Origin of the sequence: Clostridium sp. HGF2 (assembly GCF_964240115.1) — a bacterium.
Taxonomy (GTDB): Bacteria; Bacillota_I; Bacilli_A; order Erysipelotrichales; family Erysipelotrichaceae; genus Clostridium_AQ; species Clostridium_AQ innocuum.
Genome location: NZ_CAXSSO010000013.1, coordinates 1 through 13,820, shown reverse-complemented (window position 1 = coordinate 13,820; position 13,820 = coordinate 1). Strand labels below are relative to the sequence as shown.

Sequence of the window (13,820 nt, the reverse complement as noted above, 5' to 3'; positions counted from 1 at the left end):
CATGAAAAATAGAATATTGATCAAGGCAAATAGTAAACGTCATAAGGCAGTGATGATAGGAATATTCGCTATCATGGGGATGGTATCCCTTACGCTGATCAGCGTTTTAACACTTTGGCTGAACACCAATTCCTATGTTACAACAGAGATGGATCGTTTGCAGTATGGTGATATCACGGTATGGACACAAGGCATTCCTGATCAGGATAAATTATTAGAAGAAATCAATCAGCAGCAGGATGTTGCGTCTGTTTCTGTACAACAGCTGATTTATTCGGATTACATCATCAATGACACAGAATCAGATAGTGAAGGACAGTTGATTGTCTACAATCCACAAGAGTTTCCATATCGTATCTTCAATGAAACAATGAATGGATATCAAAAAGAATCTATAAGCATTCAAGCGGGTGAAATTTATATATCCCCATCCTTACGTTCTACCTTTGATATCTCCATTGGTGATGAGATAAGTTTTGTAATAGGAAGAGCAGGAAATGAAAAAACATTTACTGTGAAAGGAATGTATGAAGATCCTTTCATGGGCAGTTCTATGATTGGTATGAAAGGATTTTTGATTAGTCAGATTGATTATGATGAGGTTGCTGAAAGAATCAATCAGGCGGATATGGATGCACTTGCCAGAACAGGGCAAATGATTCATGTTAAGCAAAGTGATCAAAGTATATTAAACAATATGCAGTTCAATCAATACTTAAATAGTGAAACACAGTTAAGTGAGTATACGGAGTTTGTCCACAGCAAAGAAGCAATATTAGGATTCATGCTCATATTGCAGAATGCATTTACAGGATTGTTTTTTTCCTTTGCATTGATCCTATTTATCATATCGATGATTATTGTAGGATATAGTATCAGTGCTGTCATCGAGCAGGATCAAAAAAATATGGCTATATTGAAAACGATTGGTTACAATGGAGGCGTACTTCGACAGAATATGAAAATGCAATATCTCCTAGTCATCGCTATTGGATTATCAGTAGGAATATTACTGTCACTTCCAATGATTCCAGTAATTAGTAAGATGATGATATCTTTTGCAGGTATACAGACACCAGCAACACCTCACATACTTTTGTGGTTCTTCATTCTTCTTGGTATATTGTTTGTCTTCTATGGATTTATCCATTTTAAAACAAGGAAAATTGATAAAATACCGCCAGTAAAGGTGATACAAGAAGAAACAAATGGGAACTCTACTAGCAAGAAAACAAATAGATTACGTGGGCGTTGGTTGATGTTGAGCATTTCTATGCGTCAGTTGCTGAGTGGAAAACGGCGATATTTAAGTGTCGGAGTCACTACTGTGTTGCTGGTGTTCATCATTTCAATGATTGGCAGAATGAATACGTGGCTTGGTCCAGATGGAAAAGGCATGATGGATGCATTTAATCCCTCAGATCTTGATATTGGTGTACAGTTGCTTGGACAACATGAACAAGATGAAATGGAAAACTTGATTCAAAATTATACATCAATCATAGATAGTTATGCTCTGGCAATGCCAGGTGTGGCCGTTGACGGTGTGGACTATACAGCAAATGTGATCACAGAGCCACAACGCTTCCATATACAAAATGGTACTACGATTCAAAATGCGAATGATATCGTAATAACAGAAATGATAGCGGCAGATCGTAACCTACATGTAGATGATCAAATCACTGTTTCCTATAATGGGCAAACGGCAGATTATCGCATTGCGGGAATCTATCAGTGTGCAAATGAAATGGGCGGAAATATTGGAATGAGCAGGGAAGGTTTTCAACGAATTGGTAACATAACTACGGATATGTGGTGTCACCATTATTTTTTGGAGAATGCAAATCAAAAACAGGGTTTGATGGATGCGTTGGAAGCAGCTTATGGTGGAGATGTCTATCTTCATGAAAACACATGGCCAGGCTTATTCAGTATCATCACTGCGATGCAGATGCTGCTAATTTTCATGTATGTAGTGACAGCAGTATTTATATTGATTGTTACGATTCTTACGGGAAACAAGATATTCATATCAGAAAAACGAAATCTATCAGTTTATAAAGCATTAGGATTTACGACAGGACAATTGCGTTTCACATTCGCGATTCGTTATGGGATCATTGCAGGAATAGGTTCCATGATTGGAACATTCATGAGTTTTCTGTTTACAGATACACTTATTGGCAGCTTAATGAAATTATATGGAATCAGTAACTTTGCTTCCTATCCGGATGTGATATCCATCATCCTACCTGGAATGATCGTTTCAGAATTGTTCATGCTGTTTGCATATCTGACATCAAGAAAAATGAAAAAATTAAATATGAATGAATTAATTTCTGAATAAATAAACACGCATATACAAATGCAAAAGGAGAACACATCAATGAAAAAAAATAGAAAAAGAATATTATGTATGATCTTAGCAGCAGGATTTTTAATGGCTGGATGCAGTAGTTCTGATGATAATAATACATCGTCATCATCATCTACAAATACACCAACAACCAATGCATCATCATCAGTACCAACAGAATTTATACCAGAACTAGAAGTAAGCTTCGGGCGTGATGGAGAACCATTCACAATGAACTTATATGATAATGATACGGCACGTGCAATATCAAGATATGTAGGAACAAGCGATTGGAATCTTCCAATCTACCATTATGATGACTATGAAAACTATGAAGTTATGCAATATTATGATATTCCAGATCGCTATGAAATTCCTTCTAATCCTGAAACAATCACTTCTGAGAAGGCTGGAGAAGTTTATTACTCTGCACCAAATCGTATCGTGCTGTTTTATAAAGATGCAACTGTAACTGGCGAGTATACAAAACTGGGAACTTTTGATGCGACGCAAGAATTTGTGTCTGCGGTGGAAAACAATCCAGTTGTAGAAGGGTGGAGCAATAAAATTGTTTCGATTCGACCTGTAAATTAAGTTGTTCATGGAGGTGTATTTATGGGATTGATTTCATACGTGAAAGAAGAAATACATGTGATTGAAGGGCGAGATCCAGCGTTTCGCTCTCCAATTGAGGTATTATTATATCCTGGCTTCAAGGCATTACTCCATTATCGCTTGGCACATCGTTTATATCTAAAAGAAAGATATTTTATGGCGAGATGGATATCACAGCATGGAGCTAAGAAAACAGGCATTGAGATACATCCTGGCGCTGTTATTGGAAAAGGCTGTTTTATTGATCATGGAAATGGCATCGTGATTGGAGAAACAGCAGTTCTTGGCGATAATGTTACATTATATCAGGGTGTAACACTTGGAGGAACAGGAAAGGACAAAGGAAAACGTCACCCTTCTTTAAAGGATAATGTCATGGTTGGTGCTGGTACACAAATTCTTGGTGCAGTAACAATTGGTGAGAATAGTAAAATTGGTGCAGGCTCAGTTGTTTTAGAAGATATACCCGATAATTGTACTGTGGTAGGGATTCCTGGAAGAATTGTAAGAAACAATACAGTGACATAAGCATAGGAAACATGTCTTACGGTCATATTTAAGATCGATACAATTGATAAGAAAAAGGGAAGTGGTCATATGGTTGAGAAAACAGATAAAAACATCTTAAAGATGGAAGAATGTGGATGTAGAAGAGATATTATTGATGTGTATACGAAAACAGATGAAAAAGAAAATAAAGTGGGGATGATACAGACATTCGATAAATATCGACAGGAACTCCAAGGAGAAATAGATGAGGATTGTAAATCTATTGATAATATTGATTATTTGATCTATGAAATAGAAAAAAAGAAATGAAGGAGGAATTCATGATTATTGAATATTTCGTAAATGGAGTGCTGATTGGCTTGGTTTTTGGTATGCCAATCGGTGCGGTAGGAGCTATGAGTATACAACGAACGATCAATCATGGCGTAGTCGCTGGTTTCATCAGTGGAGCAGCATCTTCCATAGCAGATGTTTTATATGCTTGTGTTGGAGCTTTTGGATTGACTGTGATTTCTGATTTTCTTTTGACATACCAAATGCCAATCCATCTGATTGGCGCATATTTGATGATCTTGATAGCGATAAGAATGATCACAAAAAAAGAAATGATGCTATCTACTGAGAAAGCTGATGTGAAAGATTATTTGAAAATGTTTCTTTCTTCTTTTGCAGTGGCAATTACAAATCCAGCAGCAATCATTTCCTTTCTATTTGCATTTTCTGTATTCGGTATTAACGGTACACCTGGTTTCATTGATGGAATACAATTAGTCACTGGAGTATTTCTTGGAACTTTATGTTGGTGGTTATTGCTTGTGGTACTTGTTAATTTTATGAAAAAGAAATTGACGGAGAAATGGTTGTATAGATTAAATGTATTGTTTGGCTTGATTTTGATCGTATTTAGCTGTTGTGTTTGTATTAAGACATTATAGAAAATTTCAAAAAAGAAATAATTGGGATATTTATAGGTACCTATGATGTAAAGATTGCCCAGAAGGTAATCATTTTTGAGAATATAAAATGGAGGATAAGCAACATGAAATTAGAGGAGTTATGTAAGCAGTATGGTATTCCAATAGCTCTCGTCTATCAATTTATAAGGGAAGGAATTTTAGATGATTTAAAAGCAGATATAAAGGATGATGTTTATGGAAATGAGGCAGTGCAAAGGTTAGATTCCTGTATATGTCTACATTCTTTGGGACTTGATGTAAAGACGATAAAAAAATATATTTTTTTGGAACTATCTGATGAAGATACTCGTTCCGCAAGAATTAAAATCTTACGGAAACATCGTGATGAAAATCTAGAGAATGTCCATAAGACAAAAAAAGTCATGGATTGTATTGACTGTGTTTTACATGAATTGAATTCAGATATGAATTGACTGTTAAGTAAGGGAGAAGCGTTATGAAGAGAAAAGACGTAGTATCATTTTTTGGGTTGTGTTGTTATTTCATACTGTTATATGGTGGTCTTCATATTTTTTTACAACAGATAACTATTGTAATGAAAATAGATTGGCTTGTATACAGCAAAATAGCATAATTGATACCATATTGATGATCAATTATTCAGAAACGATACATTTTCAAAATTCTATAATACAACAATTATGAAAGAAGGATATATGATGGAGTATATTACATTGAATAATGGGATAGAGATGCCACTGCTTGGATTGGGTACATGGAATTTAAACGGACAAGAGTGTGTAAATATAGTAGCGACTGCAATAGAACTTGGCTATTGTTTAATTGATACTGCTCAGATGTATGGAAATGAAAAAGAAGTTGGCAAAGGAATCAAACGAAGTAACACAGAACGTGAAAAATTGTTTGTTACTACGAAGCTATATCGGAAAACAAATAGTTATGATGCAGCAAAAAAAGCAATCAATGAATCTTTGTGTAATTTAAGACTAGACTATATTGATTTAATATTGCTTCATGAGCCATATGCAGAGGGGAATGACATGTATAAAGCATTGGAAGAAGCATATCGAGAAGGAAAAGTTCATGCGATTGGGGTTTCTAATTATGATCAAGGATGGTTTGAAACGTTGATAAAACAATGCTCAATTGTTCCATCTGTAAATCAAGTAGAAACGCACCTATATTATCAAAAATGGGATCTACAAAACTATTTAAACTCTCAAGGAACTGCTATGCAGGCTTGGTCTCCACTGGCTCAAGGGAAAGCGGATATCATGCATCATCCACAACTACAGGAGATTGCTTATAAGTATCATAAGACAGCATCGCAGATAGCACTTCGATTTTTAACGCAAAGAGGTATTTCTGTAATACCGAAATCTAAAAGAGGGGAGAGGCTAATAGAAAATATAAGCATTTTTGATTTTCAATTATCGGATATAGAAATGCAAGAAATAAGAAAATTAGATAAGAATGAAACATTGTTTTCATGGACTTTAAGTTTTTAGTAGAGATTGAAAAGAACTATATCAGTAGCACAGGTATTCTTCATTGGATGCCTTTTTATAGCATTGTCTCTTCTCCTATTGAACAAATGAATTACATATGCTTTTTGGTTATGCCAATATATTTGATATAGGTATTTAACATTTATGAAAGAAGGCATTATACTATAAGTGTAAAGAAAACAAGGAGGAACATTATGAATAAAAAAGTATTAGTTATATCTACAAGTATGCGGCAAAAAGGTAACTCTGATCAACTTGCAGATGAATTTATAAAGGGCGCAGAAGATGCTGGTCATACTGTTGGAAAAATTACGTTGTATGATAAAGCAATCCATTTTTGTAAAGGGTGTCTAGCATGTCAGAACAGTACACAAGGGCATTGTGTATTTCAGGATGACGCCGATGCAATTATAAAGAAAATGGCAGAAGCCGATGTGATTGCATTTGCAACACCTATCTACTTCTATGAGATGAGTGGTCAAATGAAGACATTACTTGATCGAAGCAATCCGCTGTTTCCAATCGCATACAAATTCCGCGATATCTATTTGTTAACGAGTGCTGCGGACGGTGAAAAAAGTGCGATGGATGGTGCAATTAAAGGATTGCAGGGATGGATCGACTGTTTTGAAGAAGCAAGATTAAAAGGAGTTGTATATGGGACGGCATCTGATGCCATGAATGCTATTCTAACACATCCAGAAACCTTACAGGCGGCATATGAGATGGGTAGTCATGTATAAGAATGGATCAGTAAAAAAATATGCAATGATGTTGATGAACGAAGATTTCACATCACAAGATACTCAATTAAATATTCCAGGTATTGAGCATCATATATTCACAGTTTGTTCAGCGGATCAAGCAATTGAATTAGCAAAGAAGCTGACAAAGGAAGGCTTTGGAGCTATTGAGGTATGTGGCGCATTTGGAGAAGAACTTGCAAAACTCATGCATCATGCAACTGGTGAAATGATTCCTGTAGGTTATGTAAAATATCCTAAAGAGCAGGAAAGAAGTCTTCAAATATTTTGGGAAAGTTAACAGGAAAAGGAAAGATATTATGAAAAATAAATTGATTATATTTATTTTAACACTAGGCGTTTTTAGCATTATCAATACAGAGATGGGAATCATTGGCATCTTGCCCCTAATATCAACCCATTATGGTATTACCATTACTGATGCTGGATTATTGGTAAGCTTATTTGCACTAGTTGTAGCATTCGCCGGACCAACCATGCCACTACTATTCTCAAGAATGAATCGAAAAAAAGCAATGATCACGGTGTTAGGTATGTTTACAATTTGTAATATAATTGCAGCATTCGCGCCTAATTTTATGGTTGCTTTAGTCACTCGTGTATTACCTGCGTTTTTTCATCCAATCTATGTATCATTAGCACTTACAGTTGCTGGATCATCTGTGAAGGAAAAAGAAGCACCAAAAGCAGTATCGAAAGTTTTGATGGGTGTATCAGCAGGAATGGTACTTGGAGTACCTATCGTTAGCTTTATCGCAAATTCAACATCATTGAAGGTAGGAATGCTCTTCTTTGCAATCGTTAATGCAATTGCTTTGGTAACAACTTTCCTATTCATTCCAACCCAGTCTGTTTCAGAGCGTTTGACATATGGTGAGCAATTGAAATGCTTGAAATTTCCGATTACCTGGATTTCAATTCTCGGCGTTGTATTTCTAAATGGTTCTATATTTGGTGTCTATAGTTACCTTGCAGAAATATTAGGAACAGTAACTAAGATGTCAGAAAATACCATTAGTATCGTATTGCTGGTATACGGTCTTGCCAATATTGCAGGTAATATGATTGGTGGTAAAGAATTAAGCAGAAGACCTTTGCGCTTTGTTCGACACTTTCCCATTCTCCTCGGAATTGTCTATATCGTACTGTTTTTCATGGGAGAGCTTACGATACCGATGGTAATTCTTACATTCATATGGGGTGTGCTTGCAGGAGCAGCTGGAAATATCAATCAGTATTGGATAACGAGTGTAACATTTGATGCTCCTGAATTTGGCAATGGATTATTCTTAGCTGCAACAAATTTAGGAACAACGATAGGAACAACAATGTGTGGATTGTTCATCACATCTGTGGGAATCAATTATGCAATTTTTGGAGGTATGTTGTTGCTGGTACTGAGTTTTTTATTGATTTTATTGAGAATTGTGAAATATCGTCAGATTTCATAGAAACATGTATCAATATCTTTGATTGTAAAAAGATAAGATGTCATGTAATTTTGCATTATAGTGATGTGTTAGTTATAAGTTAAAATAAAAAAATAGACAATCTGGAATTTTGTACAAGTGCTATAAAAAAAGATAAGTTGATTGTCGAGAAATACGAAATTTCAACACATATAACGAAGAAGTAAAATAACAAATAGGAGGAGTTCAAATTGGAACAGATCAAACAAATGTATTTAACAGGTGAAAGAGCATTATTTCATGCACTAGATAAGGATGTACAAGATTGTACATTTGCAGATGGAGAATCTCCATTGAAGGAAAGTAGGAATATAAAATTAAACAATAGTACTTTTAAGTGGAAATACCCATTATGGTACAGCCAAGATATCTACTGTATTCACACAACCTTGATGGAAACAGCGAGATCAGGAATCTGGTATACAAAAAATATTACAATGAAGAATTGTTTTATTCAGGCACCAAAGACATTCCGCAGATGTGAGGGTGTTACCTTGTTAAATGTGCAGCTTCCAAATGCAGAAGAAACATTTTGGAATTGTAAAGATATCAAATTAAAGGATGTAACAGCATGTGGAAACTATTTTGCAATGAACTCAGAAAATATCAAAATTTCTGACTTTACCCTTTCTGGAAACTATTCCTTTGATGGTGCGAAGAATATCGAAGTTCATAATGCAAAACTTTTATCAAAGGATGCATTTTGGAATTGCGAGAATGTTACAGTTTATGATTCTTTGATCATTGGTGAATATCTTGGTTGGAATTCTAAAAATGTACGCTTTGTCAATTGTACGATTGATAGCTTACAGGGCATGTGTTATATGGATAATGTTGAACTTGAAAACTGTAAACTATTGAACACAACACTGGCTTTTGAATATTCAACCGTCAAAGCAGACATTGTATCAACGATTGACAGTATCACAAATCCTTATGAAGGAATGATTCGTGCAGAAGAAATCAAAGAAATTATTTTTGAGGAAGCATATGTTGATCCGGCAAAAACAAAAATTGAAACAAGGGAAGTGCTTGCATGAAATTTAACTTCGATGCGTTAATTGACAGAAGAAACACCAATTCCATGAAATGGAATGTAAAAGAAGATGAAATCGCGATGTGGGTTGCGGATATGGATTTTCAAACCGCTCCATGCGTTCAGCAAGCTATTCAAAAGAAAGCAACTTTGGGTATCTATGGATATAGTGAACTTCCTGAAGCTTATTTCACGAGTTATCAGCAATGGTGGAAACAACGACATCAGTTTGAAATAGATAAAGATTGGATGATGTTCAGCAGTGGTGTAATTCCTGCAATATCATCCATCGTTAGAAGGATGACATCACCTGCAGAGAAGATATTGGTTCAATCGCCGGTATATAATATCTTCTACAATTCAATATTAAACAATGGAAGGGAAGTCATCTCATCAGATATTGTATATGAAGATGGTACCTATCACATAAGTTTTACGGATTTAGAACGAAAACTTCAGGATCCACAGACAACGATGATGATTTTATGCAACCCTCACAATCCGATTGGGAAAATATGGGGCAGAGAAGAATTGACTAGAATTGGAGCACTATGCTATGAACATCATGTACTTGTTGTAAGTGATGAGATACATTGTGATTTAACCGAGCCAGGATACAATTATACTCCCTTTGCATCAGTGAATGAACAGTGTAAGCAAAACAGTATTACCTGTATTTCTGCCAGTAAGGCTTTCAACTTAGCGGGATTACAGTCTGCATGTGTTGTAGTTCCTAATTCTGTAATTCGCCATAAGGTTTGGCGAGGGCTAAACAATGACGAGGTTGCAGAACCAAATGTATTTTCCTGTGAGGCAACGATTGCGGCCTTTCATGATGGTGCCTCATGGTTAGATGAATTGAGAACTTATATCAGCGAAAATAAAAAAGCAGCAAAGCAATTCATCAAAGAAAACTTACCACAAATACAGTTAGTCGGGTCTGAAGCAACCTACCTTTTATGGATCGACTGTCACACGATACATCCATTTGTGGATATGTTTTGTAAGTATCTTCGAGAAAAGAAGAAATTGCTAATTTCAGATGGTGCCGGTTTCGGAAAAAATGGTGAGGATTTTATACGAATTAATGTGGCATGTCCACAGGAACGGATGATGGATGGCCTTAAAAGACTGAAAGAAGGTATCGAAGAATTTACGGAAGAATATATAAGACTATGCTAAAATACGAATTACGCAACGAAGAAAGGACGTGGAAAAATGATAAGAAGTGCAAAAGTTATTCTTGCTGTTATAGCAATGATACTTCCTACATCATTTTTAGAGGTGAATGCACACTGTAATTGCTATGATGTGCTTACTGATTCCACAGTTGATCTGTCAGAAATAAAATATAAATCAACTGATCGATATCCTCAGACTGCTATTCATGACATCGTTGCAGATTTTCTTATAGACAAGAATGAAGGTAAGCAAAAAAAAGTTCTGGTATTGGGCTATGATGGTTATCGTGAAGATGCGTTAGAAAATATATTTGGTATGGAACAGAGTGCCGTAAAAAGGATAGCTAAGGAAGGTGGACTATTTCATAGTTATGCAGGTGCTAATGGAAACCAAGATACAAGTACTGCTCCAGGTTGGTTATCAATACTGAGCGGCAAATGGGCATATCAATTAGGTGTTCAAGATAATACTGGTCGAAAGGATGCAGGTACAGCCACTTTTTTGAATGATGCAGTATCAGCGGGATATCCATCTACTTTTATTGCTTCCTGGGCACCTCATTTCGATGTTACTTACCAAGAAGATATTATGAATGCTGAGGGAAAAGCGGTCTATCAGCAAATGGACAGTGATGCGGAAACATTAGAAACGTTGCAAAAAGCGTTGCAGGATACATCCGATTCTTCCGATGACGTCATCTTTGCGACTTTGGAGTATACTGATCATGCAGGACATTCCATTGGTTATGGAAATGATGTGGATGAATATGTAGGCGCATCGCAGCAAGTGGATAGAGAAGGTTATAAACTTTTACAAGCAATCTATGAGCGTGATAGTTATCAAGAAGAAGATTGGTTGATTATTATTACGACAGATCATGGAGGTAGTGGCAGTGATCATGGTGGTCAAAGTAGTGAAGAAGTAAATACATGGTTCGCAGTAAATAAAGATGTAATGAATATATTAACAGAATCTAAATAAAACACAATGAATAGCATAAATGAAACTGATGCTATTTTTGATATCGATGAAAAGACAGTTACATTAAATAGTGGTTATGAAATGCCTTTGAATGGACTGGGAACCTATAGTTTGAAAGATGAAATATGTGTTCAATCTGTATCAAGTGCACTTGCGTCTGGAGTTAGACTGATTGATACAGCACATGCATATGACAATGAAGAAGCAATAGGAAAAGCAATAAAAGCCTCAGGTGTTCCAAGAGAAGATCTTTTTATAACAACGAAACTCTATCCGGATCAGTTCAGTGATCCAGAGGCAGCTATTGAAGAAGCCTTGGGCAAACTGGATGTTGATTATATCGATTTGTTACTTTTGCATCATCCGGGAGTTGACGATGTAAAGGCATATAAAGCCATGGAGAGCTATGTGGAAATGGGTAAAATACGATCTATTGGTTTATCAAACTGGTATGTTGAAGAATTAGAAACATTTTTACCACAAGTGTCTATTACGCCTGCTGTAGTACAAAATGAAATACATCCTTATTATCAAGAGAATGAAGTCATACCTTTTATACAGGAAAAAGATATTGTTGTAGAGGGATGGTATCCATTTGGTGGCAGGGGCCACATAAAAGAGCTTTTAGATGATGAAGTCATCAATGAAATTGCAGAAAATCATAAAGTTACATCCGCACAAATTATTTTAAGGTGGAATCTTCAAAAAGGTGTCGTTGTTATACCTGGTTCTAGTAATCCTGATCATATTAAAGAAAACACAGAAATTTACCATTTTGAGCTATCAAAATCAGAAATGGAGCGTATCAATGCATTAAATCGTGATGAAAAACATGATTGCTATTAAAGGATTTAATTAGCTGGAGGGTAACATGAAAAAGAAAACAATAGCTTCTTTTGTAATGATATTTGTTATTGGATTATTAGCTACATCATGTAGCAATAACAAAAATATCGTTCCAATAGACAAAGGAGAAGTAAAGGAAACTGAGAAAGAAATTACAAGTCTAGGAGAGAAAGTTCTAGTTGTGTATTTTTCACCTACAGGGACTACCAGAAAAATAGCAGAAAACGCCGCAGAAGTATTATCTGCTGATATATATGAAATAGTGCCAGAAATACCTTATTCTGAAGAGGATTTGAATTACAACACAAACTGTCGAGCTAACCGAGAGCAAGAAGATCCATTAAGCCTTCCCAAGATGATGGATAGAACAATCAATATAGGTCAATACGATACGATTGTAATTGGCTATCCGATTTGGCATGGGCAGGCTCCTAAAATATTGAATACATTCCTGGAAAGTTATGATTTCAGTGATAAAATAATCATACCGTTTTGTACATCCCACAGTAGTAGTGTGGGAACAAGTGCTGTAAATCTTCAATCATTGACATCAAATACTTCAATATGGTTAGAAGGATATCGTTTTAATGGTACTGAAAACAAAGAAGAAATTCGAAATTGGTTAAGCAAGGTAATTCAGTAAAATCAGCTAGAATAAATGAATTTTTGTCATTTTTTAGTTTTAACCGAATCTATATTATTGTCGCATTCCTGTTATCCTGTTAAATTAACTGTTCCTGTAGTAAATTGGAATAAAATGTTAAAGCATATCACTGCTTATGAATATAGTTGGAAAGGAGCTGCAAGGCTCTTTTTTGCCGTAAGGAGTATAAATATTGATTTTAAAAACCTTTTGAATATCCAATTCAAGAGGTTTTTTTGCATCAATGATTCATAAGGTCAGATGTAACTGCAGGAGGAGGGTGAACATCATGAGATATGGTTATCTTTATACTAGAAAACATATGACAATGAAATTCATTCTGGAAAGTTATCAATCAGATTCAGAATTGAAGGAATGTTATCTTAAATTGCTGGAAACACAAGATATCGAAATCAATACATCATTTCTGAAAAGAGATATTATTAGGATCAACGACAATTTGGAGTTTGTAGAGAATAGGATTGAAAAGTTGCCTCATAAAGAGCGTGAGATATTATATGATGTCTATATAAAGAAGGAACGAGCAACGATGAAAGACCTTAGAAGCAGGCTATGTGGGTTGTGGAAAAAGAATATTAAAGGTGCAGCGAATCTGGATCTGACAGGATAATGACAGCTGTGAGTAAGGGACACAGCAGGATGGCAAGATGGCATGCGCAGGATTTACATTTAACACGAAGAACACACAGGCAGCATGTATGATTTACAAGTTTCAAATGCCTTGTATAATAAGCATGTCTAATGAGAGTACCATGGGCACCACAGGAACAGCACAATTGATGGAAAGGAATGTCGTCAATCATCTTATCATAGTCAATTTGTGAAAAGGGCTTGCCATCTGGAACTAAACAGGTTATCATATAATCCCTTTTTTGACAGTTTAAGGAAAAAATAACTCAAGAAAACCCTTTAGTTAAGGGTTAATCTTGAGTTTTTGGTTTTGCAGGG

At 35.5% G+C, this 13,820-nt stretch carries 15 protein-coding genes and 1 pseudogene; all 16 read left to right on the top strand.

The window, feature by feature from the left end; genetic code table 11:
• Position 1 precedes the first annotated feature (1 nt).
• Positions 2-2,350: an FtsX-like permease family protein gene (locus tag ACESPQ_RS17995; RefSeq protein ID WP_373144666.1), complete on the top strand. Its 2,349-nt coding sequence runs from the start codon at positions 2-4 to the stop codon at positions 2,348-2,350.
• A 39-nt stretch (positions 2,351-2,389) separates the two neighbouring features.
• Positions 2,390-2,953 (top strand): cyclophilin-like fold protein, encoded by a 564-nt coding sequence (locus ACESPQ_RS17990; protein ID WP_109771110.1) that lies wholly within the window; start codon positions 2,390-2,392, stop codon positions 2,951-2,953.
• Positions 2,954-2,974: 21 nt separating this feature from the next.
• Positions 2,975-3,484 (top strand): annotated as a pseudogene (gene cysE, locus ACESPQ_RS17985) (serine O-acetyltransferase); the annotation flags it as partial.
• A gap of 87 nt (positions 3,485-3,571) precedes the next feature.
• Entirely contained in the window at positions 3,572-3,793 is a 222-nt protein-coding gene (locus ACESPQ_RS17980; protein WP_109771111.1) for a hypothetical protein, read from the top strand.
• 11 nt (positions 3,794-3,804) lie between these two features.
• Complete coding sequence (locus ACESPQ_RS17975) at positions 3,805-4,419, top strand: LysE family translocator (RefSeq protein ID WP_109771112.1); 615 nt, start codon at positions 3,805-3,807, stop codon at positions 4,417-4,419.
• 104 nt (positions 4,420-4,523) lie between these two features.
• Complete coding sequence (locus ACESPQ_RS17970; RefSeq protein ID WP_109771113.1) at positions 4,524-4,874, top strand: MerR family transcriptional regulator; 351 nt, start codon at positions 4,524-4,526, stop codon at positions 4,872-4,874.
• A gap of 246 nt (positions 4,875-5,120) precedes the next feature.
• Positions 5,121-5,930, top strand: a complete 810-nt coding sequence (locus ACESPQ_RS17965; protein ID WP_109771114.1) for an aldo/keto reductase — start codon at positions 5,121-5,123, stop codon at positions 5,928-5,930.
• 194 nt (positions 5,931-6,124) lie between these two features.
• On the top strand, positions 6,125-6,673 hold the full coding sequence (locus tag ACESPQ_RS17960; protein ID WP_008728575.1) for a flavodoxin family protein: 549 nt from the start codon (positions 6,125-6,127) through the stop codon (positions 6,671-6,673).
• On the top strand, positions 6,666-6,974 hold the full coding sequence (locus ACESPQ_RS17955) for a DUF6506 family protein (RefSeq protein ID WP_038274592.1): 309 nt from the start codon (positions 6,666-6,668) through the stop codon (positions 6,972-6,974). Before ACESPQ_RS17960 ends, ACESPQ_RS17955 begins: the two co-directional genes overlap by 8 nt.
• A 19-nt stretch (positions 6,975-6,993) precedes the next feature.
• Positions 6,994-8,145 carry an MFS transporter gene (locus tag ACESPQ_RS17950; protein ID WP_257377086.1) on the top strand — a complete coding sequence of 384 codons (1,152 nt, stop codon included), beginning with the start codon at positions 6,994-6,996 and terminating at the stop codon, positions 8,143-8,145.
• Positions 8,146-8,354: 209 nt separating this feature from the next.
• Positions 8,355-9,203: a DUF3737 family protein gene (locus ACESPQ_RS17945; protein ID WP_109771115.1), complete on the top strand. Its 849-nt coding sequence runs from the start codon at positions 8,355-8,357 to the stop codon at positions 9,201-9,203.
• The gene (locus ACESPQ_RS17940; protein ID WP_257271459.1) at positions 9,200-10,381 is read left to right on the top strand and encodes a MalY/PatB family protein; all 1,182 of its coding nucleotides are present in this window, start codon (positions 9,200-9,202) and stop codon (positions 10,379-10,381) included. The genes ACESPQ_RS17945 and ACESPQ_RS17940 overlap by 4 nt, the downstream gene beginning before the upstream one ends.
• Before the next feature lie 36 nt (positions 10,382-10,417).
• Positions 10,418-11,362, top strand: a complete 945-nt coding sequence (locus tag ACESPQ_RS17935; RefSeq protein WP_373144664.1) for an alkaline phosphatase family protein — start codon at positions 10,418-10,420, stop codon at positions 11,360-11,362.
• Between the two features lie 6 nt (positions 11,363-11,368).
• Positions 11,369-12,208 (top strand): aldo/keto reductase, encoded by an 840-nt coding sequence (locus tag ACESPQ_RS17930; RefSeq protein ID WP_257327892.1) that lies wholly within the window; start codon positions 11,369-11,371, stop codon positions 12,206-12,208.
• Between the two features lie 25 nt (positions 12,209-12,233).
• On the top strand, positions 12,234-12,851 hold the full coding sequence (locus ACESPQ_RS17925; RefSeq protein ID WP_373144661.1) for a flavodoxin: 618 nt from the start codon (positions 12,234-12,236) through the stop codon (positions 12,849-12,851).
• A gap of 289 nt (positions 12,852-13,140) precedes the next feature.
• The gene (locus tag ACESPQ_RS17920) at positions 13,141-13,482 is read left to right on the top strand and encodes a hypothetical protein (protein ID WP_002609900.1); all 342 of its coding nucleotides are present in this window, start codon (positions 13,141-13,143) and stop codon (positions 13,480-13,482) included.
• The last annotated feature ends 338 nt before the right edge of the window (positions 13,483-13,820 follow it).

Coding starts and splice junctions, on each gene's coding strand:
- ACESPQ_RS17995 (WP_373144666.1), top strand. CDS start 2: ATGAAAAATAGAATATTGATCAAGGCAAATAGTAAACGTCATAAGGCA.
- ACESPQ_RS17990 (WP_109771110.1), top strand. CDS start 2,390: ATGAAAAAAAATAGAAAAAGAATATTATGTATGATCTTAGCAGCAGGA.
- ACESPQ_RS17980 (WP_109771111.1), top strand. CDS start 3,572: ATGGTTGAGAAAACAGATAAAAACATCTTAAAGATGGAAGAATGTGGA.
- ACESPQ_RS17975 (WP_109771112.1), top strand. CDS start 3,805: ATGATTATTGAATATTTCGTAAATGGAGTGCTGATTGGCTTGGTTTTT.
- ACESPQ_RS17970 (WP_109771113.1), top strand. CDS start 4,524: ATGAAATTAGAGGAGTTATGTAAGCAGTATGGTATTCCAATAGCTCTC.
- ACESPQ_RS17965 (WP_109771114.1), top strand. CDS start 5,121: ATGGAGTATATTACATTGAATAATGGGATAGAGATGCCACTGCTTGGA.
- ACESPQ_RS17960 (WP_008728575.1), top strand. CDS start 6,125: ATGAATAAAAAAGTATTAGTTATATCTACAAGTATGCGGCAAAAAGGT.
- ACESPQ_RS17955 (WP_038274592.1), top strand. CDS start 6,666: ATGTATAAGAATGGATCAGTAAAAAAATATGCAATGATGTTGATGAAC.
- ACESPQ_RS17950 (WP_257377086.1), top strand. CDS start 6,994: ATGAAAAATAAATTGATTATATTTATTTTAACACTAGGCGTTTTTAGC.
- ACESPQ_RS17940 (WP_257271459.1), top strand. CDS start 9,200: ATGAAATTTAACTTCGATGCGTTAATTGACAGAAGAAACACCAATTCC.
- ACESPQ_RS17935 (WP_373144664.1), top strand. CDS start 10,418: ATGATAAGAAGTGCAAAAGTTATTCTTGCTGTTATAGCAATGATACTT.
- ACESPQ_RS17930 (WP_257327892.1), top strand. CDS start 11,369: ATGAATAGCATAAATGAAACTGATGCTATTTTTGATATCGATGAAAAG.
- ACESPQ_RS17925 (WP_373144661.1), top strand. CDS start 12,234: ATGAAAAAGAAAACAATAGCTTCTTTTGTAATGATATTTGTTATTGGA.
- ACESPQ_RS17920 (WP_002609900.1), top strand. CDS start 13,141: ATGAGATATGGTTATCTTTATACTAGAAAACATATGACAATGAAATTC.